The sequence below is a fragment of the Streptomyces sp. NPDC002911 genome, from assembly GCF_053591835.1.
The window spans coordinates 1-23,615 of sequence record NZ_JBSFUO010000030.1 but is presented as its reverse complement, the minus strand read 5'-3'; the positions used below and the strand labels follow the sequence as shown (position 1 = coordinate 23,615).

General features: G+C 71.4%; 25 protein-coding genes and 1 pseudogene. 12 read left to right on the top strand and 14 right to left on the bottom strand.

The window, feature by feature from the left end:
- Positions 1-134 precede the first annotated feature (134 nt).
- Both ACWD04_RS28880 and ACWD04_RS28875 read right to left on the bottom strand, forming a co-directional pair.
- On the bottom strand, positions 135-371 hold the full coding sequence (locus ACWD04_RS28880) for a DUF397 domain-containing protein (protein WP_451136672.1): 237 nt from the start codon (positions 369-371) through the stop codon (positions 135-137).
- Positions 371-1,231: a helix-turn-helix domain-containing protein gene (locus ACWD04_RS28875; RefSeq protein ID WP_451136671.1), complete on the bottom strand. Its 861-nt coding sequence runs from the start codon at positions 1,229-1,231 to the stop codon at positions 371-373. Before ACWD04_RS28875 ends, ACWD04_RS28880 begins: the two co-directional genes overlap by 1 nt.
- 206 nt (positions 1,232-1,437) lie before the next feature.
- Here ACWD04_RS28875 and ACWD04_RS28870 point away from each other — a divergent pair, with 206 nt between their 5' ends.
- Positions 1,438-1,896 carry an ATP-binding protein gene (locus ACWD04_RS28870; protein ID WP_451136670.1) on the top strand — a complete coding sequence of 153 codons (459 nt, stop codon included), beginning with the start codon at positions 1,438-1,440 and terminating at the stop codon, positions 1,894-1,896.
- Complete coding sequence (locus tag ACWD04_RS28865; RefSeq protein WP_451136669.1) at positions 1,890-2,330, top strand: hypothetical protein; 441 nt, start codon at positions 1,890-1,892, stop codon at positions 2,328-2,330. Before ACWD04_RS28870 ends, ACWD04_RS28865 begins: the two co-directional genes overlap by 7 nt.
- Before the next feature lie 11 nt (positions 2,331-2,341).
- On the opposite strand, the gene ACWD04_RS28860 is transcribed toward ACWD04_RS28865, so the two are convergent.
- The 8 genes from ACWD04_RS28860 to ACWD04_RS28825 all read right to left on the bottom strand — a co-directional run bounded on the left by ACWD04_RS28860 (position 2,342) and on the right by ACWD04_RS28825 (position 11,127).
- The gene (locus tag ACWD04_RS28860; RefSeq protein ID WP_451136668.1) at positions 2,342-3,688 is read right to left on the bottom strand and encodes a 6-phospho-beta-glucosidase; all 1,347 of its coding nucleotides are present in this window, start codon (positions 3,686-3,688) and stop codon (positions 2,342-2,344) included.
- An 82-nt stretch (positions 3,689-3,770) separates the two neighbouring features.
- On the bottom strand, positions 3,771-5,267 hold the full coding sequence (locus tag ACWD04_RS28855; RefSeq protein WP_451136667.1) for a cytochrome P450: 1,497 nt from the start codon (positions 5,265-5,267) through the stop codon (positions 3,771-3,773).
- Between the two features lie 77 nt (positions 5,268-5,344).
- Positions 5,345-5,959 (bottom strand): GTP-binding protein, encoded by a 615-nt coding sequence (locus ACWD04_RS28850; RefSeq protein ID WP_451136666.1) that lies wholly within the window; start codon positions 5,957-5,959, stop codon positions 5,345-5,347.
- Positions 5,940-6,308 (bottom strand): DUF742 domain-containing protein, encoded by a 369-nt coding sequence (locus ACWD04_RS28845; RefSeq protein ID WP_351280604.1) that lies wholly within the window; start codon positions 6,306-6,308, stop codon positions 5,940-5,942. Before ACWD04_RS28845 ends, ACWD04_RS28850 begins: the two co-directional genes overlap by 20 nt.
- Positions 6,305-6,712, bottom strand: a complete 408-nt coding sequence (locus ACWD04_RS28840) for a roadblock/LC7 domain-containing protein (RefSeq protein WP_014049573.1) — start codon at positions 6,710-6,712, stop codon at positions 6,305-6,307. Before ACWD04_RS28840 ends, ACWD04_RS28845 begins: the two co-directional genes overlap by 4 nt.
- Positions 6,709-8,334 (bottom strand): sensor histidine kinase, encoded by a 1,626-nt coding sequence (locus tag ACWD04_RS28835; protein WP_451136665.1) that lies wholly within the window; start codon positions 8,332-8,334, stop codon positions 6,709-6,711. Before ACWD04_RS28835 ends, ACWD04_RS28840 begins: the two co-directional genes overlap by 4 nt.
- 604 nt (positions 8,335-8,938) lie before the next feature.
- Entirely contained in the window at positions 8,939-9,442 is a 504-nt protein-coding gene (locus ACWD04_RS28830) for a MarR family winged helix-turn-helix transcriptional regulator (protein WP_451136664.1), read from the bottom strand.
- Positions 9,439-11,127: an FUSC family protein gene (locus ACWD04_RS28825; protein ID WP_451136712.1), complete on the bottom strand. Its 1,689-nt coding sequence runs from the start codon at positions 11,125-11,127 to the stop codon at positions 9,439-9,441. Before ACWD04_RS28825 ends, ACWD04_RS28830 begins: the two co-directional genes overlap by 4 nt.
- A gap of 158 nt (positions 11,128-11,285) precedes the next feature.
- Here ACWD04_RS28825 and ACWD04_RS28820 point away from each other — a divergent pair, with 158 nt between their 5' ends.
- Entirely contained in the window at positions 11,286-12,038 is a 753-nt protein-coding gene (locus ACWD04_RS28820; RefSeq protein WP_451136663.1) for a VOC family protein, read from the top strand.
- A gap of 9 nt (positions 12,039-12,047) precedes the next feature.
- Here the strand turns inward: ACWD04_RS28820 and ACWD04_RS28815 are convergent, their stop codons facing one another.
- Positions 12,048-12,515 carry a MarR family winged helix-turn-helix transcriptional regulator gene (locus ACWD04_RS28815; RefSeq protein WP_451136711.1) on the bottom strand — a complete coding sequence of 156 codons (468 nt, stop codon included), beginning with the start codon at positions 12,513-12,515 and terminating at the stop codon, positions 12,048-12,050.
- Between the two features lie 223 nt (positions 12,516-12,738).
- On the opposite strand from ACWD04_RS28815, the gene pcaH reads away from it, so the two are divergent.
- From pcaH to pcaDC, 4 genes are read left to right on the top strand one after another with little or no spacing between them, the layout of a single operon-like run.
- The gene (pcaH, locus tag ACWD04_RS28810) at positions 12,739-13,524 is read left to right on the top strand and encodes a protocatechuate 3,4-dioxygenase subunit beta (protein WP_451136662.1); all 786 of its coding nucleotides are present in this window, start codon (positions 12,739-12,741) and stop codon (positions 13,522-13,524) included.
- The gene (pcaG, locus tag ACWD04_RS28805) at positions 13,524-14,096 is read left to right on the top strand and encodes a protocatechuate 3,4-dioxygenase subunit alpha (protein ID WP_451136661.1); all 573 of its coding nucleotides are present in this window, start codon (positions 13,524-13,526) and stop codon (positions 14,094-14,096) included. The genes pcaH and pcaG overlap by 1 nt, the downstream gene beginning before the upstream one ends.
- Positions 14,096-15,424 carry a 3-carboxy-cis,cis-muconate cycloisomerase gene (gene pcaB, locus ACWD04_RS28800; RefSeq protein ID WP_451136660.1) on the top strand — a complete coding sequence of 443 codons (1,329 nt, stop codon included), beginning with the start codon at positions 14,096-14,098 and terminating at the stop codon, positions 15,422-15,424. Before pcaG ends, pcaB begins: the two co-directional genes overlap by 1 nt.
- The gene (gene pcaDC / locus ACWD04_RS28795; RefSeq protein WP_451136659.1) at positions 15,421-16,575 is read left to right on the top strand and encodes a bifunctional 3-oxoadipate enol-lactonase/4-carboxymuconolactone decarboxylase PcaDC; all 1,155 of its coding nucleotides are present in this window, start codon (positions 15,421-15,423) and stop codon (positions 16,573-16,575) included. Before pcaB ends, pcaDC begins: the two co-directional genes overlap by 4 nt.
- A gap of 12 nt (positions 16,576-16,587) precedes the next feature.
- Here pcaDC and ACWD04_RS28790 read toward each other — a convergent pair whose 3' ends face one another.
- Positions 16,588-17,193 (bottom strand): GNAT family N-acetyltransferase, encoded by a 606-nt coding sequence (locus ACWD04_RS28790; protein ID WP_451136658.1) that lies wholly within the window; start codon positions 17,191-17,193, stop codon positions 16,588-16,590.
- Between the two features lie 40 nt (positions 17,194-17,233).
- Positions 17,234-18,118, bottom strand: a complete 885-nt coding sequence (locus ACWD04_RS28785; RefSeq protein WP_451136657.1) for a phospholipid scramblase-related protein — start codon at positions 18,116-18,118, stop codon at positions 17,234-17,236.
- 62 nt (positions 18,119-18,180) lie between these two features.
- Here ACWD04_RS28785 and ACWD04_RS28780 point away from each other — a divergent pair, with 62 nt between their 5' ends.
- The 5 genes from ACWD04_RS28780 to ACWD04_RS28760 all read left to right on the top strand — a co-directional run bounded on the left by ACWD04_RS28780 (position 18,181) and on the right by ACWD04_RS28760 (position 22,822).
- Positions 18,181-18,612 (top strand): hypothetical protein, encoded by a 432-nt coding sequence (locus ACWD04_RS28780; protein ID WP_451136656.1) that lies wholly within the window; start codon positions 18,181-18,183, stop codon positions 18,610-18,612.
- 116 nt (positions 18,613-18,728) lie between these two features.
- Positions 18,729-19,379, top strand: coding sequence for a DUF3105 domain-containing protein (locus tag ACWD04_RS28775; RefSeq protein ID WP_451136655.1), 651 nt, complete (start codon positions 18,729-18,731; stop codon positions 19,377-19,379).
- A gap of 80 nt (positions 19,380-19,459) precedes the next feature.
- Positions 19,460-20,020 (top strand): DUF305 domain-containing protein, encoded by a 561-nt coding sequence (locus ACWD04_RS28770; protein ID WP_451136710.1) that lies wholly within the window; start codon positions 19,460-19,462, stop codon positions 20,018-20,020.
- Between the two features lie 181 nt (positions 20,021-20,201).
- On the top strand, positions 20,202-21,500 hold the full coding sequence (locus ACWD04_RS28765) for a phytase (RefSeq protein ID WP_451136709.1): 1,299 nt from the start codon (positions 20,202-20,204) through the stop codon (positions 21,498-21,500).
- A 65-nt stretch (positions 21,501-21,565) separates the two neighbouring features.
- Positions 21,566-22,822, top strand: a complete 1,257-nt coding sequence (locus ACWD04_RS28760; protein ID WP_451136654.1) for an ROK family protein — start codon at positions 21,566-21,568, stop codon at positions 22,820-22,822.
- A gap of 496 nt (positions 22,823-23,318) precedes the next feature.
- Here ACWD04_RS28760 and ACWD04_RS28755 read toward each other — a convergent pair.
- A pseudogene (locus ACWD04_RS28755) lies at positions 23,319-23,615 on the bottom strand (xylose isomerase); the annotation flags it as partial.

The following is a 23,615-nucleotide window of genomic DNA, read 5'->3' as shown; positions in this document are numbered from 1 at the left end:
GGTTCAGCGCTTGAGCGCCACGCCCGCGTAGCCGCCGAGGACCAGTCGTACATCCGTGCCGGATGCGGCTTGCTCCTGCCGATCTCGACGGCCTGCGGCGAACAGCGTGTCGGGCGTGATCATGTGGCTGTGCGTCAGGTGAGAAGGAAGTCGGCCTGCCCGGCCTTGGCACCCTGGATGAAGGCGGCGATCTCGCCGTTGGAATAGATGAGAGCGGGGCCGTCGGGGTCCGCGGACTGCCGGACCGCCACCCTGCCGTCGGCCAGCTTCATGGCCTCGATGCAATTGCCGCCGTTACCACCGCTCCACGGCTTGTACCAGCCTTCGGTGCCGAGGTCGGCGGCCGGCATGCCGTTGTATATGGGGTTCATCACAGCTCCTCGCGGAATTCCCTGAGGATTTCCTTCGTGCGTTGTGCAGTTGCGGCCTGAGCCGCCATTCGGTCCATGACCTCGAGATAGGAAGCGACCTCGGGGCGCGCGTCGAAGTAGACGGCGCCGGTCAGGTACTCGCTGTAGACCATGTCGGGGAGTTCAGGGACCGCGAAGCGGAAGAGGACGAACGGGCCGTACGTGCCAGGGTGATGGCCGGTCGCGAACTCCGCGATCTGCAGGGTCACATTGGGCATGTCGATCGCTTCGAGCAGGCGGTCGACCTGGGCCCGCATGGCCTCGGGGCCGCCGACGGGGCGGCGCAGGACCGTCTCGTCCATCACCACCCACAGCTTCGGCGCCTCCGCCTTGGTGAGCAGTGACTGCCGCTCCATCCGCAGCGCCACATGACGCTCGATATCCGCGGGCCGGGTCTGGCCGACCGCGCCGGTGCGCAGGACGGAGCGCGCGTAGTCCTCCGTCTGCAGCAGACCGGGGACGAAGTGCGGCTCGTACGTACGCAGAAGACTCGCGGCACCTTCCAGGCTGACGTACATGCTGAACCAGTCGGGCAGCACGTCGTGGAAGCGCTGCCACCAGCCGGGCTTGTTGGCCTCTTCGGCGAGTTCGACGAAGGCGTCGGTCTCGTCGTCGGCGATTCCGTAGGCCTTGAGGAGGAGCTGGACGTACGGGATCTTCAGCCCGACCTCGGCGGTCTCCATTCTGCGTATGGTCCCCGGGGCGACACGAAGCACCTTCGCCGCCTGGTCGCGGCTCAGGCCGACGCGCTCCCGCAGATCCTGCAGGCGCTTGCCGAGAACGACCTGGCCCACGGTCGGGGCGGACCGCGGTTCGCTCACTTCAGACCTCCCGATGCGCTGTGTGCGAGCAGTGTGCCATGCGCACGCCTCCAGGGACACAGTCACTCTGAATTTTTCAGAGTGCCTCTTGCCAAGTGTTCATGTCAGGGGGAGAGTTGGTGACCGAACCAAGTTCGCGTGTCGCGTCCGCCCCTTTCCGGGGTTGGTGCGAAGCGTGACGCAGCCCCCACTGTGAGGAATCGGTCGTGGCACCTGGCAGTGCGCTCATCCCCCGGCTCATGGATCTCAGCCCTGGGGCGGAAGCGCTCCGTTACTGCTTCGCGCTGTCGGCGCACCCCGAGTCGGTCGCCGGCGCCCGGCGCCTCACACGGGCCCGGCTGGCGGACTGGCGGCTGACCGGGGACGCCTACGACGCCGCGGTGCTGATCGTGTCCGAGCTGGTCACGAACGCGGTGGTGCACACCGCGAGCGCCCGGGTCGTCTGCGAGCTCCGGTGCGACGACGGCCGGTTGCGTATCTCCGTACAGGACCAGGGTCATCAGCCCGGCGGCCCCCGGCTGTCCCTCACCGCCGAGGGCGAACACGGGCGCGGACTCTTGCTCGTCGACTCCATGAGCACCGCCTGGGGATCCCACGACGCGGGGTGCCACTCGGGGCGCGTCGTGTGGGCGGAAGTGCCGTACGGCCCGGAGCGGGAATGCTGAGGAACGCCCTGTCCCGTCTGCTCGGCGCGCGTCGCGCCCGGCCCGTGGAGGAGGACGGCCCACCGGACCGGGTCCGGCTACCTCTCCCTCCCGCACTGTCGGCGAGCCTCGGCTGCGACGCGGTGGGCGTGCCCGCACAGTACGGATTCCGGTTGATGTCTCATCTGCCGCGCGCCGGATGCGTGTTCGCCGACGCCGAACAGTGGTGGTGGATCGTCCCGTCGGGTTCGGATCTCGATCTGGACTGGCCGGAGCAGGCGTCGTACGCCACCGGGGCCTACGTCCCCGCCGGGCACCCCCGGCTGATCCACGCACCGGACAGCCGTACGCCCTACACGCCGCCCATTCCCCTCTTCCTCATGGTGTGCCAGGTCACGGGTGTCGTGCCGTCCTGGGCCCCGTCCGGCCGGCCGAGGGCCGTGCCCGCTCCCTGACCGGACCCCGCTCACGGCCGGTCGAGATAGGCGAGCCCCGGGTGGGCCCTGGTGTATCCCTCGACCAGGCGGCGGGCCACAGAGACGGAGTCGACCAGCGGGTGCAGGGCGAAGGCCCGCACGGCCGCCGCCCGTGATCCGCTCTCCGCGGCTTCGAGCACCGCCCGCTCCACGGCCTTGACCGCTGTGACCAGCCCGACCGCGTGATACGGGAGCGGGTCCACCGCAACGGGATGCGCGCCGTTGGCGTCGACCAGGCACGGCACCTCGATGACGGCCTCCGCGTCGAGCACCGACAGGGTCCCCCGGTTACGGACGTCGAGGATCAGCGAGGTGCGTTCGTTACGGGCCACAGCCCGCATCAGGGCGAGGGCCACCTGCTCGTAACCCCCGGACTCCAGATCGCTCTCCTCGCGTTCACCGGCCCCGGCCACATCCCGGTTCTCCGCCATGTACGTCGCCTCGCGTTCGGCACGCGTTCGGTCCCAGGTGGCCAGCGGCGGGGCTGCCGGGTCCTTCATCCGGGCGTAGAAGCCCTCCTGCTGGTCCCGGAGGAAGGCGCCACGGGTCTGCTCGGCGTCACGGTAGGCGCGGACCGCTTCCCGGTTGAAGTAGTAGTAATGCAGGTATTCGTTGGGGACCGCACCCAGTGAGCTCAGCCAGTCGGGACCGAAGAGCCTGCCCTCCTCGAAGGAGCCGAGCAGCGCCGGGTCCGCGAGGAGGCGCGGCAGTTCGTCGCGTCCGCCGACCCACAGGCCGCGGACCCAGCCGAGGTGGTTGAGTCCGACGTAGTCGATCCAGGCCCGGTCCGGGTCCGCGCCCAGGACCCGGGCCAACCGGCGGCCGAGTCCCACCGGCGAGTCACAGATGCCGATGACCCGGTCGCCGAGGTGACGGGCCATGGCCTCGGTGACCAGGCCCGCCGGGTTGGTGAAGTTGATGACCCACGCGTCGGGCGCGAGCCGGGCGATACGCCGGGCGAGGTCCGTCGCGACGGGGACGGTGCGCAGCCCGTAGGCGATGCCGCCGGCCCCGACCGTCTCCTGGCCCAGGACGCCTTCGTCGAGCGCGACGCGTTCGTCGGCCGCGCGGCCTTCCAGGCCGCCGACCCGGATCGCGGAGAAGACGAAGTCCGCGCCCCGCAGGGCCTCGTCGAGATCGCCGGTGGCCAGGACAGCGGGCGCGTCCGCGATGCCTGCCGCCTGTTCGGCCAGGACCCGCGCCACGGCGGTGAGCCGGTCCGCGTCCGTGTCGTACAGGGTCACCCGCGAGACGCGGCCTTCGGCGTGGTCGCCGAGCAGCGCGCCGTACACGAGAGGGACCCGGAATCCGCCGCCGCCGAGAATTGTCAGCTTCACGCTGCCCGATGGTACGGGGAAGGAAGCCGTGTGCCCCGGACCCGGGGGCCCGGGGCACACGGAACGGTGGACGGTGCCGCTGTCAGTGTCCGTTCCACCAGCGCAGGACGGCGTGCCAGACCTTCGTCGGACCGCTCCGCTGCGCCGGAACGGCGGCTGCCTCCCCGGAGGGCCCGTACGGCTCGGCGACCGGGGCGGCGGGGGCCCGCCGGGGGACGGCGGGCGACGACACCTCCCAGTCGGCCTGGGAACGGGCCCGGGACACCGCCGGCAGCGGTTCGGCGTCGATCTCCTGCTCCGCGGTGGGTGCGAAGCTCGCCGGCAGGTCCACCAGGTGCCGTGACAGGAAGTTCCCTTTCCAGACCAGCTTGTCTTCTTCGACACCGAGTTCCAGGTCGGGAAGACGCATCAGGAGGGCGTCGACGCCTACGTCGGCGATGGCGCGTCCGATGTCCTGGCCGGGGCACTCGTGAGGGCCGCTGCTGAACGCCATGTGGGCGCGGTTGCCCTCCATGCTGGCGTTGAGGTCGGGGCGTACGACGGGATCCGTGTTGGCCTGCGTGATGCCCACGATGAGGGCGTCGCCTGCCTTGATCTGCTGCCCGCCGAGCTCGGTGTCGCCCACCGCCCAGCGGCCGAGGATCGAGGCGAACGGCGGCTCGTCCCACAGAGTCTGCTCGACCGCCTCGGGCACGGTCATGTGCCCGCCGCTGAGCCTGGCCCGGAACCTCGGGTCCGTGAGGACCATGCGCAGCACGTTGGCGATCAGGTTGGCGGTCGTCTCGTAGGCGACGATGAGAACCACCCGCAGGTGCTCGCTGACCTCCTTGTCGGTGAGTCCGGCGGGGTGTTCGACCAGCCAGGTGGCGAAGTCCTCACCGGGCGCCGCCCGGCGGCGCTGGACCAGCCGGTCCAGCGCGCCGACCACGTAGGCGTTGCTCGCGACCGCGGTCTCCGAGCCCCGCAGCATGTCACGAGCGGCCTGCACCAGACGGTCGTTGTACTCCTCCGGCATACCGATGATCGCGCACATCACCATCATCGGCAGTCGCTCGGCGAACTGGTTGATCAGTTCGGCCCGGCCTTCCTGGCAGAAGTCGTTGACGAGCCGGTTGCTGTAACGGGTGATATGGCGGCGCACGCCACGGGTGTCGATGCACGCCATGCTGTCGGTGACCGCGCCGCGCAGCCGTTCGTGGGTGGCGCCTTCGGCGAACGAACACACCGGCTGCCAGGTGAACACCGGGGCGAGCGGGTGGTCCGGCCCCACAGTGCCGTCCTGCAGGGCACGCCAACGGCGCGAGTCGCGGGAGAACTGTGAGGGGGTGCGGGTCATGTGGAGGTTCTCGCTGTGTCCGAGCACCAGCCAGGCGGGGACGTCGTCGTGCAGCAGCACGGGCGCCACCGCGCCGTGTTCGGCGCGCAGCTTCTCGTACAGACCCGCGGGATCCGACTCGATCTCGGGGCCGTACAGCCGTCGTAGTCCGCCGGGCCCGATGCCCATGCCGTGCGCAGGGCACTGCGGGGGCGGCACCGGACCTGTGGCCGATCCGGGTTCGTGCTGGAAGGGGGTTGTCACAGTGGCTCCAGAAATAAGTTCCGAGACCGGGCGGAGTGGGGACAGAGTCCGGTCTGGGGCAGAGGTGCGGGCCGCGGTCAGGCGAGCGGCACGGCGAGGCGGTGCAGGTAACGCATCAGGGTCATCAGCACATCGCGGCTGGACCCGCGCAGTCGGGCATCGCAGTCGATCATCGGGACCTCGTCCGGCAGGTCCAGCGCCCGGCGAAGGGCCTCGACGGGGTGGTGCGGTGCTCCGGGGAAGGTGTTGACGGCGACGACGAACGGCACACCGCGCTCCTCCAGCCTGCCGATGACGTCGAAACTGACCTCGAGCCGGCGGGTGTCGATGAGGACGACGGCTCCGAGCGCTCCTTCGAAGAGTCCGTTCCACAGGAACCAGAAGCGCTCCTGGCCCGGGGTACCGAACAGGTAGAGGATCAGTTCGTCGCTGAGGCTGATCCGCCCGAAGTCCATGGCGACGGTGGTGGAGGTCTTGGTCTCCACCCCCACGTTGTCGTCCACGCCGACACCGGCCTGGGTCATGGTCTCTTCGGTCGTCAGGGGCCGGATCTCGCTCACCGAGCCGACCATGGTCGTCTTGCCGACCCCGAACCCGCCGACGACGACGACCTTCACCGCGGCCGTGGCCGTGCTGGGAAGGACGTCCTCGCTGCGGGGGCCCGTGATCGTGTCAGAGCTTCTGAAGTCCATGCATCACCGCTTCGAGGAGGGACCGGTCCGGGAGCGCCGCGCGGACGATGGGCGCGCGCGATTCGATCAGTTCGGTCGCCAGGAGTTCTGTCAGGAGCGAGGTGACCACGCTGAAGGGGAGGCTCAGATAGGCCGAGATCTCGGCCACGGACAGCGGCGCCTTGCAGAGCCGCATGATCGCGGCCTGCTCGGGCTGCACCGTCGGCGACGGCTCGGCCTGAGCCACCACCATCGTGACGAGGTCGAGTGCCGCTCTCTCGCCGTCGGGGGCACCTGTGATCACGTACAGCCGTTCCGGGTCGCTCACCTCCGGATCGGCCTTCCGGCGTTCTCGTCGGGGAGGACTCATCCGGCCTGCCCGTCATGGCGCGGAGGGCTCGTCAGGTGCGCTCCGATACGGACGACCATGTCGCGCATGCGCGCGCCCACCAGTCCGGCGTCGACCGTCTCACCGGCCAGGACCGCGAGGTAGGCCCCGGTGCCCGCGGCCATCAGGTAGAAGAACCCTCCGGTGACCTCGATGACGACGAGCTTCATCAGGCCGTCGCTGTAGGGGATCTCGGTGGCGACGGCCGCGGCCAGGCTCTGCAGTCCCGCGCAGGCTGCGGCGAGACGGTCGGCGACGTCGGGGTCGCCGCCGTGCCGTGCGATCCGGAGGCCGTCGGCGGAGAGCACCACGATCTGGTGGATGCTCGGTACGTCGTCGGCCAGTTCCTTGAGCATCCAGTCCATGTTTCCCCGTTGCTGGATCACTTCTCGTCTCCCTTGTCCCACACGTCGTCAGAGTCTCTGTCGTTCTTCGGCTCCCGGGGCACACCGTTGACGGCCTGGGTGAAGGCCTCCAGCCAGAGGCCGGGCGGTGCCGAGCCCCCGCCGTTTGCGGTGTGCCCGTTGCGCGCGGCGGGCTCCGCGGCCGGCGCGGACTGCTGCGGGAGGTTGTGCGAACCGAGGGGGGCGCGCCCTCGGCTGCGGCGCTGCGGGAGGCCGCCTTCGGTCCACTCGGTCACGACGATCTCGTCGTCGTCCATGGCTGCCGCGGCGGGCGCGGACCGTGTGGCGGAGGCTGCCGGGGCAGGGGCGGGAGCAGGCATCGCGAGCGACGGGGCCGGCCCGCTCGGGGCGGGGCGCGCCTTGTGCTTGCCGCGCGGGGGGACGACGTGCTGCATCTGCGACATGTCGAGCGAGCTCTGGGGCCGCGAGGTGGCGCCGATGCCGTGCGCGATGCCGGGTGCGGGACCGGTGGTGATCATGTCGCGCGGCACGATGAGTACGGCGCGGACCCCTCCGTACGCGGACTGCCGCAAGGAGACCTGTAGTTGATACATGCGGGCGAGACGGCCGACCACGGCCATGCCGAGGCGCGGGGACTCCCCCAGGTCATTCATGTTGATGCCGGCCTGGGCCTGGGCGAGCATGTTCTCGGCCCTTCCACGGGCCTCCTCGCTGAGGCTGACGCCGCCGTCCTCGATCTCGATGGCGATGCCGGTCTGCACCTCGACCGCGGTGACGTGCACCCGGGTCTGCGGCGGCGAGTAGCGCGTCGCGTTGTCGAGGAGTTCGGCGCAGGCATGGATGAGCGGTTCGACCGCGGTGCCGACGATGGCGACCTTGGCGATCGAGTGCAGATCGACGCGCTGGTACTCGAGGATCCGGGACATCGCACCGCGCAGCACGCTGAACAGCGGTACGGCCTTGGGCCACTGGCGGCTCGGGCGGGCGCCGCCGAGCACGGCGATGGAGTCGGCGAGCCGCCCGATCAGCGCGGTGCCGTGGTCGATGCGGAGCAGGTCGTCGAAGACGTCGGGGTTGCGCCCGTGGTGATCCTCCATCTCCCGGAGCTCACTGGCCTGCCGGTGGACGATGGCCTGGACGCGGCGGGCGACACTGACGAACGCGCGCTGCGCGGAGTCACGCATCGCCTCTTCGTTGTCGATGATGTCGAGGACCTGGAGAACCAGTGCGCGCTGCGCCTTCGGAAGGTTGCGGTACGACGCGTCCGCGTCGACGATGTCGCGCATCACCTCCTGCGGCGAGTTGCTCGCGCGCAGCCTGCGGATCGCGGCGGGCAGGAGCTCCTTGGTGAGCCGTTCGGTCTCCTGGTCGTACGAGGCGATGCGGTGTTCCAGGAAGGCGATGCGCTGTTCGTACTCGGCTCGCTGGACGCGCATCGCCCGGCGTCGGCGCTTCAGTACGACGGTGAGCGTGGCGACCACGACTGTGGCGATCGCACCGCACCAGACGACTGCCGCCCGCGTGGCCCCGGTGACCGGCACCGCGCCGGCGGCCGTGGCGCCTGCCATCAGCACGACGGGCAGGAGCACGGCACGGGCTACGGGGATGTCTCTGTTGGTCGGCGGTGATTCAACACGGACCATCTAAAACCCTCTGGCGGTTGATTCGGGAGGTATACACACTTGCACGGACGGTTGTGGGCAAGTGCTCGAATTCATATCAACTCGACTTCACTGCGCGTGAGCCTAGCCAGATCAGAGCAGCGCTTCGGCATATTCACCCAACCCCCTGCGCGAGCCCGCCGGCGGTAATACACTCACCAGGTTTCGCACTCAGAGCCGCCGGGCGTACACAGGGAGTGACAGGATTCGGGAATCGGGAGAAAATGGACGCACGTGTCCCGCTGTGCGGGACAGCTGATGGGCACGGGAGCCTGTGGAGGTCGGCGACCTTCCTGCGTGAAGGTGAAATGAAGCGCACGTACGGGCGAAAAACGTCAGCGTCCACGAATTCTGGTGAACCTCAGAGCAGGACAAAGGCACATGCGATCGAATCGGATCGAAAGGAGCAGATCCCTGAGCGACGGACGCGTGTGCGAGTGCGGTGGCAGGAAGTTCGCGGAGTCCGTACGGCCGGTCGCCGGGCACCGACGCGACGCTCCTCGCCTGCGGCGGCCCTCACCGTCGGTGACGGCCGTCACCCGAGGGCCGCCCTGCACGCCACCCGCCCACGGGGAAGGGCGCTGTCTCAGCGGCGGCCGCCGAGCCGGCCCTCCAGTTGCACCAGCAGCTCGGCCAGCTGTCCGCTGAGCCCGCTGCGTGTCTCCTCGTCGAGCCCGGAGAGCACCGAACGCTCGTAGGCGAGCTGTTCGGGCATCAGCCGGTCGACCAGGTCGCGTCCAGCGTCCGTCAGCCCTACGTGCGCGACCCTGCGGTCCCTCGGGTCGCTGCGGCGGCCGATCAGGCCGGACTCCTGCAGGGCACGCAACCGCTTCGTGACAGCGGCTCCGGACGAGAAGGTCTCGCGGGCCAGCTCGCCGGGGGTGAGCTCACGGTCGGTGCGCCGCATCGCGCCGAGCAGATCGAATTCGGCACGCGTCAGTCCGGCGGCCCGCAAGGGGGCGTCCTCGGCCTGCTGGAGGAGGGCCGCGCAGCGGTTGATGCGACCGATGAGTTCCATCGGTCCGGTGTCCAGCCCCGGGTTGACGGCATGCCACTGCCGTACCACCGAGGCCACGATGTCATCGGTCACACCGCTCCGTTCCCCAGGGGCAGAGTGATCAGCCCCTGCCGTTGTGCTGTCGCCGCGAGCGTACGGTGTCCTGCCTGCTCGGCAGCCAGCAGCTCTTCCTCGGGCAGTGCGTGCTGCCACCATTCGCCCGAAGCGACGTCGCCGGCGTCGCGCAGCTCGACGAGGGAGGCGGTCAGCCTCCTGCGAGCCGCATCGAGCGTCGGTGCGTCGGCCGCCGGGGCGGCGACGGCCCGCTCGGCCCGGTCCCTGGCCTCCCCCGCTGCGGCGAGGGCCCGTTCCACACGGCCGGAGGCCCGGCGATTGGTGACGGCGATCGCGGCGAGGAATCCGACCGCGACACCCACGAGGGTGTCCAGGACGCGGTCGGCGATGAGCTCACCCGCCGGCTGGAATCCGCCGAATTCCAGGATCAGCAGGGCCATCGGGGTGACGGCGACGGAGCCGAGCCAGTAGTTGCGGGTGATCAGTGCCTCGGCGGCGAAGTTGAAGAACAACACGCACAGGACGAGGACGAGCGGGCCGACCCGGGCGAGCGGGATGACGGCCGCGAAGACCAGCACGCCGAGGAGGGTGCCGACGGTCCGCTGCAGCGCCCTGCTCCAGGTGAGGGTGAGATTGGGCTGGTAGACGGAAGCCGCGGTGACGAGGGCCCAGTAGGGATGGCCTACCCCGAGCGCCGAGGAGACATAGCCTGCCAGAGCGCACCCGACGAGGGTACGGAAGGCGACCGGCAGCACCGGGGAGCCCGGGCCGAGTGCGCGCAGCATCCCGCGCCGGGCCTCCCGCCGTCCTCGCCGCATCCGCCGACCGGCCCGTTCGGCCTCGATCCCGAAGAGCTGTTCGACGGTGCCGGACGCGGGTGGCGGGCTGGGGACGGGGCCGCGGCCCCGGGTCGCCGCCGCCCACCGGCGCAGCTCGGCGGGGTCCGCTCCCGCGACGTGGCCTTCGGCCGCGGTGGTCGCGAGGGCCCGCTCGGCGTGGACGACGAGCCGCTCGAGTGCCCGGCGCACGGGGGTGGAACGTCCGGCGGCCAGCAGTGACTGCCAGGCCGCCTGGACGGCCGCGGCTGCGGCATGCCGGGTCCGGGCGTCGGGATCCGCCGCGTAGGCCGCGGCGGCGTCGAGGGCGCGGGCGGTGGCGAGGCGCTCGGGCCCCTCCCGGTGCCACAGGGCCGGGCCGGCGGTGACCAGCCAGGAGAAGGCGCCCGCGGCCAGCATCAGCGCCATGTGCCCCGGCACCTGCCCGAGCTCCTGCGGGGCGAAGAGCGCAGCCGAGGTGACGAAGGCGAAAATCACGTTGCCGGGCGGGCCGATGCGGGTCGCGTCACAGAAGGTTTTCTGCGCTGCCGCGAGCAGCGCGCCGACAGCGATCAGCACGGCGGTCGAGTCGATGAGCGAGGAGGCGACGAGGGCGACAGCGAGGCCTGCGGCCATCCCCAGGATCACCCGGAGGATGGTGTGGGCCCTGCTTGCGTACGGCAGGTTGTGCCCGTAGAGCGCGCAGAGCGATCCCGCCATGGTGTACATGACGAGGTCGAGGCGGTCGAGGGAGTACAGCGACAGATTCGGGACGACCGACGCGACCACGACGCTCAGCGCAGGCTTGTACCAGATCTCCGTGGGGCTCTTCAGCCGCAGGACACCGGTGACCGGCAGTCTGTGGACGGATGACTTCCGGGGTCGCATGGCTGTATCACTCACGTATTTACGTTAACAGATATTACACACGTAAAATATATGAGCCGAGTCGACCACCTCCGGTAGCCGCCGCTCCGGCACGGTCATAGCGTGCTGCACAGCAGCGCAGGAATGCGACGACTGGCCGCGCCTCGGGAGGAAACCGTATGAAGCTCACGGAACCGGTGCCCGGCGGCCCCTGTTGGGTCGAGCTGAGCACCTCGGACGTACCGGCTGCCCAGGCGTTCTACGCGGGGCTCTTCGGCTGGCGTTCCGAGACCGACCCGCGGCCCGAAGCGGGGGGATACACGACGGCACGCATCGGCGAGGACGCTGTCGCGGCCTTCAGCCCCCTCTACCGCCCGGAGCAGCAGCCGGCCTGGACCGTCTCCTTCGCCACCGAGGACGCGGACGCCGCGGCCGATGCCGTGCGGGAGGCGGGCGGGACCGTACCGATGGGGCCGATGGACGTCTTCGACCAGGGCAGGTTCGCGGTGGCCGCCGATCCGTCCGGCGCGGTGTTCTCCCTCTGGCAGGCCCGCGCCTTCCCGGGCGCCGGGCGCTTCAACGATCCGGGGTCCCTGGGCTGGACCGAGCTCCGCACCCCCGATCCGCAGGGCGCGCTCGCCTTCTACCCGGCCGTGTTCGGCTGGACCGTCAGCTCCTCCGCACACTTCACCCACTGGGGTGTGGACGGAGCCGACTTCGGCGGCATGAAGGAGCAGGACGACGACGAGCGGGCCGAGACGCCACCGCACTGGCTGCCCTACTTCACCGTGTCCGACACCGAGACCACCGCCGCCAGGGCCGTGACCGCGGGGGGCGAGCCGCTCGCACCCCCGGCACACATCCCGGGCGGGCCCTGGGTCGCGACGCTCCGCGACCCCCAGGGGGCCCGGTTCGGAGTCCACACACCCTGAGACCGGTTCTCACCGGCCTCCGGGCGACCTGGCCTCCTCCGGCACACGGAAGGCCTCGGCGGCGTCCGCCACCCTGCCCATCAAACCGAAGAGTGTCCGCTGCTCGTCCGCCGAGAGCGGGCCGAGGAAGACCTGGTTCATCCGGACCGTGAGCAGCGCGAGCCGCCGGTGGGTGCGGACGCCGTCCTCCGTGAGGCGCAGCAAGAAGCGCCGCCCGTCGTTCGGGTCGCGCACCTTGTCCAGCAGTTCCCGGCGCAGGAGCCGGGTGATCACCTCGGCGACGGTGGACCGGTCGAGGCCGACCCGCTCCCCCACCGTCCGCTGGTCGAGGCCCGGTTCGGCGGTCAGGGCGTTGAGGACGGCGAACTGGGGCGAGGTGATCTCCTGGGAGACCATCGCGTTCCAGAGCAGGTGGTGTGCCTGCTGCAGTCGCCGGGCCAGGTGCCCGGGGTGGGTGCTCAGGTCGACCGCGTGCACGGCACCGCTCTCTCTGTCGGCCGTCGGCCGGGACGTCGGCTGGGACATCGACTGGGACATCGACTGGGGCGTCGGCCGGGACATCGGCCGAGACATCGGCTGGGAACTCGAAGGTACACAGTGTACTGAGGGACTTGACCTCAAAGACAAGCCGTGGATAGCTTCACGGGCACCACATTTAATCAGTGTACTGAGCATTATCAGCAATTCACGGAGCCGTGACATGACTGCACGTGACCTTCCCGCGTATCCGTTGCCCGACGGAATGAGCCAGCAGGAGATCGACTCCGAGGTGGCCCGCGCCCAGGCGGCAGCAGAGCCGGGTGCCCGCCATCCCCCGCGCGACTACCCCCCGTACCGCAGCAGCCACTTCCGCCACCCGCTTCGCTCTCTCATCCCCGTGCGTGACCCGGAGGCGGTCGAGCTGTCCGGCCCGGCCTTCGGCGTCACCGATGTGACCGCGCTGGACCGGGACCTCACCGCCCAGCATGACGGCGAGCCGCTCGGGGAGCGGATCACCGTCACCGGCCGGGTACTGGACCGGGCCGGCCGGCCGGTCCGGCGGCAGCTCGTCGAGGTGTGGCAGGCCAACGCCTCGGGGCGGTACGCCCACCAGCTCGACCAGCACCCGGCCCCGCTGGACCCCAATTTCACCGGCTTCGGACGCTGCCTGACCGACGACGACGGTGGCTACTCGTTCACGACCGTCAAGCCGGGCGCCTATCCGTGGCGCAACCACATCAACGCCTGGCGCCCCGCGCACATCCACTTCTCGCTGTTCGGTACGTCGTTCAGCCAGCGGCTCGTCACCCAGATGTACTTCCCCGGCGATCCGCTGCTCCCCTACGACCCGGTGATCCGCTCGGTCACGGACCGGCCCGCGCGTGAGCGGCTCATATCGACGTACGACCACGACCTGTCCGTTCCCGAGTGGTCCCTCGGCTACCGCTGGGACATCGTCCTCGACGGACCGTGTGCGACCTGGACCGAGGAAGAAGGCGACGCCTGATGTCCCACGCCCCGACTCCCTCCCAGACCGTCGGCCCCTTCTACGGCTACGCGCTGCCCTTCCCCGGCGGCAGCGAGGTCGCCCCGGCGGGGCACCCCGGCACCATCACGGTGCACGGCGATGTGCTCGACGGCCAGGGCGACCCCGTGCCCGACGCGATCGTCGAGACCTGGCAGCCCGCACCCGACGGATCGCGCACCGGCCTCCCCGGATCGCTACGCCACGACCCCGCGACGGGCAAGGCGATCGGACGCAACGGGGTGGACTTCACCGGCTTCGGACGGGCGCCGACGGACGCGGCCGGCCACTGGTTCGTGCGTACGCTCCCGCCCGGCGGTGTCCCGTACCTCTGCGCGGCGGTGTTCGCCCGCGGCGTGGTCCACCACCTCTACACGCGCGTGTATCTCCCCGATCTGCTCGGCGAGGTTGCGGAGGCGGGCGATCCGCTGCTGCGGTCGCTGGACGCGGAGCGGCGCGCCACACTGATCGCGACACGCACGGACCACCGCACCTACCGCTTCGACATCCGTCTCCAGGGCGACGACGAGACGGTCTTCCTGGAGTTCAGCTGATGCACGAGAGCGATGCCGGCCTCCTCTCCCCGGGGCGGGCCGGCTCCGCCGCCGAGACCGCCACGGGCGACCACGCCTTCCTGCAGGCCCTGCTGGACGCCGAGGCGGCCCTCACCCGGGCCCAGTCCGCCTCCGGGCTCGCCCCGGCGGAGGCGGGGCGGGCGGTCACCGCGGCGGCGGAGGCCGGCCGGTTCGACGTACGGGATCTGGCGCTGCGAGCGCGGTCCGGCGGCAATCCGGTGATCCCGCTGGTCGCCGCCCTTTCGGCCGCCGTCGACGAGGACGTGCGGCCCTTCGTCCACCGGGGCGCGACCAGCCAGGACATTCTCGACACCGCCGCCGTGCTGGTGGCGTCCCGCACCCTGGCACTTGTCGTCGACGACCTGAACCGGACCGCCGAGGCGCTGGCGCGGCTGGCGGCCGAACACCGCGACACACCGATGCCCGGCCGCACCCTGACCCAGCACGCCGTGCCGACGACGTTCGGGCTCAAGGCCGTGGGCTGGCGGTCGCTGGCACTCGACGCGCGGGACCGGCTGCGGGCGGTACGCAGTGCGCTCCCCGTCCAGCTCGGCGGCGCGGCGGGCACGCTGGCCGCCTTCTCCGGGGACGCCGGGGACGCTGCGGGGCTCGATCTCGTCGGTGCCTACGCCCAGGAACTGGGCCTGTCCGAACCGCCGTTGCCCTGGCACACCCTGCGTACCCCGGTCGCCGACCTGGCCGGTGCGCTCGCCTTCACGGCGGGCGCGCTCGGCAAGGTGGCGGTCGATGTGCTCATCCTGTCCCGTACGGAGATCGCCGAGCTCGCCGAAGGATCCGGCGGCGGCTCCTCCGCGATGCCGCACAAGGCCAATCCCGTCCGCGCCACCCTGATCGCCGCCGCCTCCCGCCGCGCGCCCGGAGCCGCGGCCACGCTGTACGGCTCGCTCGCCGCCGAGGACGAACGGCCCGCCGGGGCCTGGCACGCCGAATGGGAGCCGCTGCGCGACCTGCTGCGCCTGGTCGGCGGGGCGGCGAGGGACGCGGTGGAACTCGCCGAGGGGCTCAGAGTGTTCCCGTCGGCCATGCGGAGCCACCTGGGGCTGACCGGCGGGCTGATCGTCTCGGAGCGGCTCGCCGCAGTCGCCGCCGGCCGGGTGGGCCGGGCCCGCGCCGACGAGATCCTCACCCGGGCCGCCGGCCGGGCCCGCGACGAGGGCAGACCCCTCACGGAGATCCTCGCCGGGGAGCCCGCCTTCGACGGCCTGGATCTCACGGAACTGACCGACCCCGCCCGGTACACCGGCTGCGCCGGGCCCCTCACCGACCGCGCTCTGGAGCGCCGATGACCACGACGCCCGCCCGTCTCCTCCACCACCTCGCCGAAGGACCGGCGAGCGCACCCCCGCTCATGCTCGGCCCGTCACTCGGCACCTCCACCGCGCTCTGGGACGGAGTCGCCCCCGAGCTGTCCGCCGCCCACCGGGTCGTACGGTGGGACCTTCCGGGGCATGGCGGCTCACCCGCCGGGCTGATCGGCCCGGGGGCGACCGTCGCCGATCTGGGCGCGCTGGTCCTGGCACTCGCCGACTCGCTGTCCCTGGAACGGTTCTCGTACGCCGGGGTCTCGCTGGGCGGCGCGGTGGGCCTCTGGCTCGCCGTCCACCACCCGGAGCGTGTCGACCGCCTGGCCGTCGTCTGCTCCTCCGCCCACTTCGGCGACCCGGGCCCATGGCGGGAGCGAGCCGCCCTCGTGCGGGCCGAGGGCCTCGGCAAGGTCGCGGAGAGCGCGGCGACCCGCTGGTTCACGCCCGGCTTCACCGAGCCCCGGCTGCTCGACGACCTGCTGGGCACCGACCCCGCGGCCTACGCGGCGTGCTGCGACGCGCTCGCCGACTGCGACCTGCGGGACGGGCTGTCCGCAGTACGCGCGCCGACGCTGGTCATCGCGGGCCGCGAGGACCAGGCGACGCCGCCCGCGCACGCCCGGGAGATCGCCGACGGGATCGCGGGGGCCGCGCTGACCGAACTGCCGCGCACCTCCCATCTGGCTCCCGCCGAACGTCCGGCAGCCGTACGGGAAGCCCTGCGCGCCCACTTCGCGCCCCGGGAGCGCGGGAGCGGGACGGCGGTACGCCGCGAGGTTCTGGGCGATGCGCACGTGGACCGGGCGCAGGCCGCGACCACGGAGTTCACCGCGCCCTTCCAGGACTTCATCTCCCGCTACGCCTGGGGCGAGATCTGGACCGATCCGACGCTGTCCCGGCGGGAGCGCAGCCTGATCACGCTGACCGCCCTGGTCGCGCACGGCCACTACGGCGAGCTGGCGATGCATGTCCGCGCGGCGGTACGCAACGGCCTCAGCCCGCGGGAGATCGGCGCAGCCCTGCTGCAGACGGGGGTCTACTGCGGGGTCCCTGCGGCGAACTCGGCGTTCGCGGTGGCCGAACGGGTCCTGGCGGAGACGGAAGAGGCGGAGCGGCCGGAGCCAGGTGCGTGACCCGGGCGGAGGTCAGCCGGACTGGACGTCACCGCGTACCCGCGCGTGGACGTGCATGTCGTGCCATCCGTCGGCATGCAGATTCCCCCGTCGGCGGATGCCTTCGAGAGGGAACCCGGACTTCGTCGCGACACGGCAGGACGCCTCGTTCAGCACCGAGTGCACGAGTTCGAGGCGTTCGAAGCCGGTCTTCTCCGCGAAGGCCCACCGCCGCACCGCACCGACCGCCCGGGGCGCGACGCCGGTCCCGCGCGCGGCGGGCAGGACCCAGTAGGCGCATTCGGCGTATCCGACGGCCGGAATCAGATCACGCAGCGCGATGCGGCCGATCACCTCCTCGTGCCTGTCGTGGTCGAGCCGGACGATCGCCCAGTGAGCGTCGGTCTCGGTGTACCAGGCCGAGTTCCACTGCTCGATCCAGGAGGCGGCCTCCTCCTCCGAGTCGGCCCTGCGCATGTGCCACCGCTGGATCGCGGGGTCCGCGAACGCGGAGAGGACAGCCGGTGCGTCGGTCGGGCGCCAGGGCCGCAGCAGCATGCCTTCATCGACGGGCAGGGACGGCTGAGGGGACGAGGAGAGCCGTCCCGGCGGAATGTGAGGCGACACCAGTACCGGCATGCCTGCCATCCTGCCAGTCGCCGGCCTGCGCCCCCGGGGATCAGCCGAAGCCGCGGGCGTCCTGCTTGAGTGCGGTGTCCACGGTCAGGGCCGTCGCCACGACGAGGCTCAGCAGCGGGTCGGGGAGCTGGTAGTGGATCTGCAGCACGTAGTTGTCCGCAGTGGTGAACATGGTCTTCGCCAGGCCTTCCCAGGTTTTGGTGATCCTGGCGATCTCGGCACCGGTGTGGTCGACGATGGCGAAGTTCCACGCGCGCCAGTTTTCGGCCTTGATCGCTCCGACCTGCTGATCGTTGACCATCATGGCGAAGTTGATCTTGCCGATGGCGTTCTGCTGGACGATCTCACCCACCGGCTGCCCGTCCGGGCGCCGCACGACGACGCGGGATTTGATGAACTTCGCCGGGCGGGTCAGGAGCAGGTGCGGCTGCCCGTAGGCGTCGCGGATCTCGAGGCGGTGGGTGAGGTACTGGTCGATGCTGGAGACGAACCGGAGCGCCTTACGCAGGCCGCTCTGGCCGACCTGGACGACCGAACCGACCGTGTTGCCCTGCTGGTCGAAGACGCTGTATTCGTTCGTGAGCTCGATCAGCTTGGCCTTCTGGTTCACGACCAGGACCTGCTGGTCGAACAGGGAGCCGGCGCCGGGTACACCCTGCGGAGGAACTGTCTGCGCGGGGGCCGCCTGCTGGGCAGCTGCCCGCTGAGGGACGGTCTGCTGCGGCATCGCGGTCTGCGGTCGGCCGGCGTACGGCTGTGCGACCTGCTGCTGCACTGCCGCCGGCGTCTGGGCCTGGGCGGGTGCCTGCCCCTCGGCCGGGTGCGTGTGCTCGGTCCATCGGGAGCCGTCCCAATAGCGCAGCAGCTGGGGCGCGCCGTGAGGATCCGGATGCCAGCCCGCAGGTACGTTCGATTGCGTCGTCACCGGGGCACATTATCGCGCCAAGCTGTGGGCCAAACTCATTGAACCTTCACACACCATCTACGATGGTGGCCATGACCAGAGCGAGCGGGTGGACGGACCGACGACGGGGCGGCAGCAGCCTGCCCGTCGCACCGGCCTGGGCACTGATGCTCGTGGCCGTGTTCTTCTGCTGCTCCCCGGCCGCCACGGCCTCGCCCCACCCCGACCCCCCTACCGCGAGCGCCGCCAGGGCCTCCACCCCGGCCCCCGTGGCCGCCGCGTCCGTCGTCGTGGCCGACGCCCCGGACGAACGCGGCATCGGCAGTTCCTGTCACGGTACGACGGACCACTCCACGGCCGTCGTGCTGCCGGGCCACCCCTCTCCTCTCGCCCTGCCCTGTCCCTCGGCGACGCTCCGGACCGCACCGCTCACCGGAGCCGCGGCCATCCGGGGCCCCTCCAACGACAGCGTGGGCTCTGTCGACCAACTGCGTCTGCAGGTCCAGCGGATCTAGGCCCTCCCGGATCCGCCTTCTGCGCCGCCGATGCGCCGGAGGCGGTCCTTCCGTGTGCCCTTTCCCCGCGTGGCGCGCTCTCCGCGCACGCGATCCGCTGAACCCGAGGACCTGACATGGCTTCCGCCAAGAACCAGAACAGCTCAGCCGCCGCGCGCCGGGCCAAGCTCGAGGAGGCCCGCCGCAAGGAGCGGGCCCGCGAGCGCCGCAGCCGCATCATCACCATCACCGCGGCCGTCGTCGTGCTCGCCGGCCTCGTCGCCGGTGGCGGCTACCTGGTGTCGGCCGCCGACGAGCAGGACAGGGCCGAGGAGAAGGCCAGGACCTCGCCCGTCACCGGCGAGAAGTCATGGAACGACCTGGCCCAGGACCACGTCGGGACACCCGTCGACTACCCGATGAACCCGCCCGTCGGCGGTGACCACAACCCGGTCTGGATGAACTGCGACGCCGACGTCTACACCGAGGCGATACCGAACGAGAACGCCGTTCACTCCCTGGAGCACGGCGCCGTCTGGGTCACGTACAACGAAAAGGCGAAGGATGCCGACGTCGAGGCGCTCTCCGAGCGTGTCGCCAGGACGCCGTACTCCCTGATGAGCCCCGTGTCCGACCAGAAGGACCCGCTGATGCTCAGCGCCTGGGGCAAGCAGCTCACCGTGAAGAGCGCCACCGACGCCCGCGTCGCGCAGTTCTTCACCAAGTACGTCCAGGGCCCACAGACCCCGGAGCCGGGCGCCGCCTGCTCCGGCGGAGTCGCCGAGTGACCTCGTCCGCCCGCGTTCCCCGTTCCCTGGTGTGGGCGGGGGCCGTGGTGTTCGTCGTGGCCGTGGGGCTCGTGCTGCTCATGGTCGTACGGCCCTCGGCGGCCTCGTCCGCCTCCGGGGCCTCCGGGGCCGTGCCCGCGGAGAGCTCGGCCGATGTGGGGTTCGCCCGGGACATGTCGGTCCACCATCAGCAGGCGGTGGAGATGGCGTTCATCGTCCGGGACCGCACCGATGACGAGGACGTGCGCCGACTCGCCTACGACATCATCAACACCCAGGCCAACCAGCGGGGCATGATGCTGGGATGGCTGGAGTCGTGGGACAGGACCAAGAGTTCGGACCGGCCGCCGATGGAGTGGATGGGCCACCCGGTCACCCCGTCGGACGGCTCCCTCATGCCGGGCATGGCGACGGACACACAGCTGGACGAGCTGCGCGCGGCCGAGGGCAGAGACGCGGAGGTGCTGTTCCTGCGGCTGATGACCGTCCACCACCGCGCGGGCGCCGACATGGCACGGGCCGCGGCCGACGCGGCGGGGACGGACGAGATCAGGAGCCTGGCAGCGGGAATGGACCGCGCCCAGGAGTCGGAGATCTCGCTGATGGCCGACATGCTGAAGGCCCGGGGCGCGCGGCCCTGAGCCCCCGGGGCGGGCGACGGGCCGGGTCGGCGACAGACGTCGCCGGACCTGCCCGCACCCGGGAATTCACCTGGCGCCCATGTCCCCCTCATGGATGCGACACCGGGGCAGAGCTCCGCCGTCCGACACTTCCACACGAGTCATGGACATGTCCCTCTCACGACAGGAAGCATCCGTGAGCATGCACCGCTCCCCTCGCCTGACGGCGACCGCTCTCCTCGGTACGGCACTGATCACTCTCGTCCCGCTCTCCCCCGCGCACGCACGGTCGCTGCCGTCCGTCGGGGCGACGGCAGAGACGGCCGCGCTGTACGACGACGAGGCGGGCGGCAACGCCGACGCCGACGACCCCGCGATCTGGCGCAACGACACCGATCCCGGGCGCAGCCTGGTCGTCGCCACCGCCAAGGAGGGCGGGCTGCGGGTCTACGGTCTGGACGCGTCCCTGGTCCAGTCGATCCCGGCGCCGTCACCCGCGACGGAGGACGACGCCCCGGGCAGGTTCAACAACGTCGACCTCGTCAGCGGGCTCCGCACCCCGTCCGGACGCGCCGATGTGGCCGTGGTGAGCGACCGGGGCAACGACCGTCTCCGTATCTACCGTGTCGACCCCGCGCAGCCGGGCGGCCCGCTCAAGGACGTCACGGATCCGGCCGCCGCCCCGGTCTTCTCGTCCGGCCAGGCCGAGGTCGACGAGCAGCGGACGGCGTACGGTCTTGCCACCTGGCAGGACCGCTCCACCGGGCGTTCGTACGCACTGGTCAGCAGGCGCAACACCACGGACCTCGCGCTGCTGGAGTTGCGGCCCACGGCGGCGGACACGGTGGGCTACCGCCTGGTGCGCACCCTCTCGCTCCCCTCGTCCTTCCGGCTCCCGGACGGCACCTCGTGGACGCCGTGCGGCGAGCCGGACGAGCTGCCGCAGGTCGAGGGGATGGTCGTCGACCCGGCGAACGGCACGCTCTACGCGGGCCAGGAGGACGTCGGCATCTGGCGGCTGCCCGCCGCGCTGAACGGACGCCCGGTCCTCGTGGACAAGGTCAAGGAGTACGGCGTCCCGGGGACGTACGACCCGGAGAGCGAGGAGTGCGCGCCGGGCGCCGACCCGGGCTTCGGCGGCGAGCGGCTGGCGGCCGACGTGGAGGGCCTGACCCTCTTCCGGGAGTCCGGCGGCGACGGCTACCTCATGGCGTCCGGCCAGGGGGACGACACCTTCGCCCTGTACGACCGCGAGGTGTCCGAGGGCAATGAGTACGAGGGCGGCTTCCGCGTCGGCGCCGTATCGGCCGACCTCGACGGCAGCGAGGAGTGCGACGGTGCCGCCGTGCTCAACGAGCCGCTGGGTTCCCGCTATCCGCACGGGCTGCTCGTGGTCCAGGACGGGCACGAGACCTCGGCTTCGGGCAGCGAGGAGGGCCGGGAGGCCACCGGCTTCAAGTTCGTCGACCTGGGCGCGGTGACGGACGCGACGGACATGTAGCGCGCGGTCCCGGGCTCGTACCGCGAGCGGGGCGCCGAGAGGCATCGCATAGGCTCGTCGTCGATATGAAGAGCTACCTCACGCCCCTGGGGTCCAAGGCCGACAAGGACACCGTACGACGCCACAACCTGAGCCTCGTGCTGCGCGCCGTACGGGACGAGGGCGAGACCGGCGAGGCGACCCGGGCCGGAGTGTCCGCCCGGGTCGGACTCACCCGGGCCGCGGTGTCCTCGCTGGTCGAGCAGCTGCTGGACAGCGGCTTCGTCACCGAGTCGGGCAAGACGTTCAGCGGGCAGGCCGGGCGCCCCGGTACGGCCCTGAAGGTGGCGCGCACCGGGCCCGCCGGGCTGGGTGTGGAGATCAACATCGACTACGTCTCGGTGTGCGTCGTGGATCTCGCGGGCACCGGCCGGGTGCGGCAGACCGAGCACCTGGACAACCGCGGCGCCCCGCCCGAGGAGGTCGTGGCCCGGGCGGCGGGGATCGCCGCCCGCACCCTGGACTCGGCTCGGGAGCAGGATCTGTACCCGGTGGGTACGGTGCTCGCACTGCCCGGGCTCGTCTCGGGCGGTGCGGTGCGCCAGGCGCCGAACCTGGGCTGGAACCAGGTCGCCGCCGAGGAACTGTTCGCGAAGGCGCTCGCCGGTCTGCAGGTCGACTCGGCGCCGCTGCCCGTGCGTTCGGAGAACGAGGCGAATCTCGCGGCGCTGGCCGAGCTGTGGTTCGGCGGGCTCGACACGGTCCGCAGTTTCCTCTACCTGACGGGCGAGATCGGTGTCGGTGGAGCCCTGGTCCTCGACGGCGAACTACTGCGCGGTGCGCACGGTTTCGCCGGGGAGATCGGGCACGTGGTGGTGGACCCGGCGGGCCCGGAGTGCCGGTGCGGTTCGCGCGGCTGCCTGGAGCAGTACGCGGGCCAGTCCGCCCTGCTGCGCGCGGCCGGCATCGACGAGGCCGCGGGCGGGGCAGCGGGAGTGATGGAACTGGAGCGACGGGCGCAGGCCGGTGACCCCGTGACGCTGGCCGCAGTGGCCGGCGCGGGCCGGATGCTGGGGCAGGTGCTGTCCGGTGCGGTGAATCTGTTCGACCCGGACGCGGTGGTGCTCGGCGGGATATACCGCGGTCTGATGCCGTGGCTCGCGCCCCCTGCCGACACGGAGCTGACGGGCCGCGTGGTGTCCGGACTCTGGTCCCGGGGCGGCGGCCGGCTGCGCGCCTCGTCCGTCGCGGGTGACGCGGCCCGGGGCGCGGCGGCGCTGGTGGTGCAGGACGTGCTCGCCGATCCGGTGGCGTACGCCCGTCCGGGGCCGGATGGTCCGTGAGCCGGACCTGCCCCGCCCTGCGGCGTCACCACGGTCCGCGACGGCATCGAGGCCGGTGCGCGCGACCGCCCTTCGCCGGTCCACGGTTCGCCTGGGGCCGTGAGCGAGGGGCCATGCGTCAGCAGTCCTGCCGGTGCGCAGGTCCATGAGGTGCTGCGCCGGTCCCACGTCGAGGAACGCGGACACGGCTGGTCGGCCGGGCGGCAGTCCGGCGGATACGGCTTCCGCCCTGTCCCCGAGTGCAGGCACGGCCTCGGTGGTCCGTGGTCGGCCGGGCCGGCAACGGGAGCTGCGGCCCACCGGGCCCCTGCCGCCGGCAGGGCAAGCCGATGGGTCGGCTCCCGGGTGAAGTCGGAGACTCCGGCGTCGTCCGACCGATTGCACTGACGATCATTCGGGCCGCGGGGGCTTCGTACGGACCTGGGCTGTCGCACGACGGGGCCTTGCCCTCGGACCCGGGGTCCGCGGGCAAGGCCCCGTGGGCTGTTGTCCGGGGTCAGCGGACGTTGAGGAGGTGTTCCATGGCGAGCTGGTCGAGGGCTTCGAAGGCCATGGAGCGTTCGGCGGCGGCGTTCGCGTCGAAGTCCTCGTAGGCGGTGCGGTCGGCGAGGAGGGCCTTGAGGCCGTCGTCGGCGGTGGGCTCGGCGAGCTCGTGGAGGCGGGAGGCGGTCAGTGCCTCCTGGACGGCGGGGTCGGCGCGGAAGGCGGCGGCGCGCTCCTTGAGGATGAGGTAGTTGCGCATGCAGTTCTTCGCGGATTCCCACACGCCGTCGATGCCGTCGGTGCGTACCGG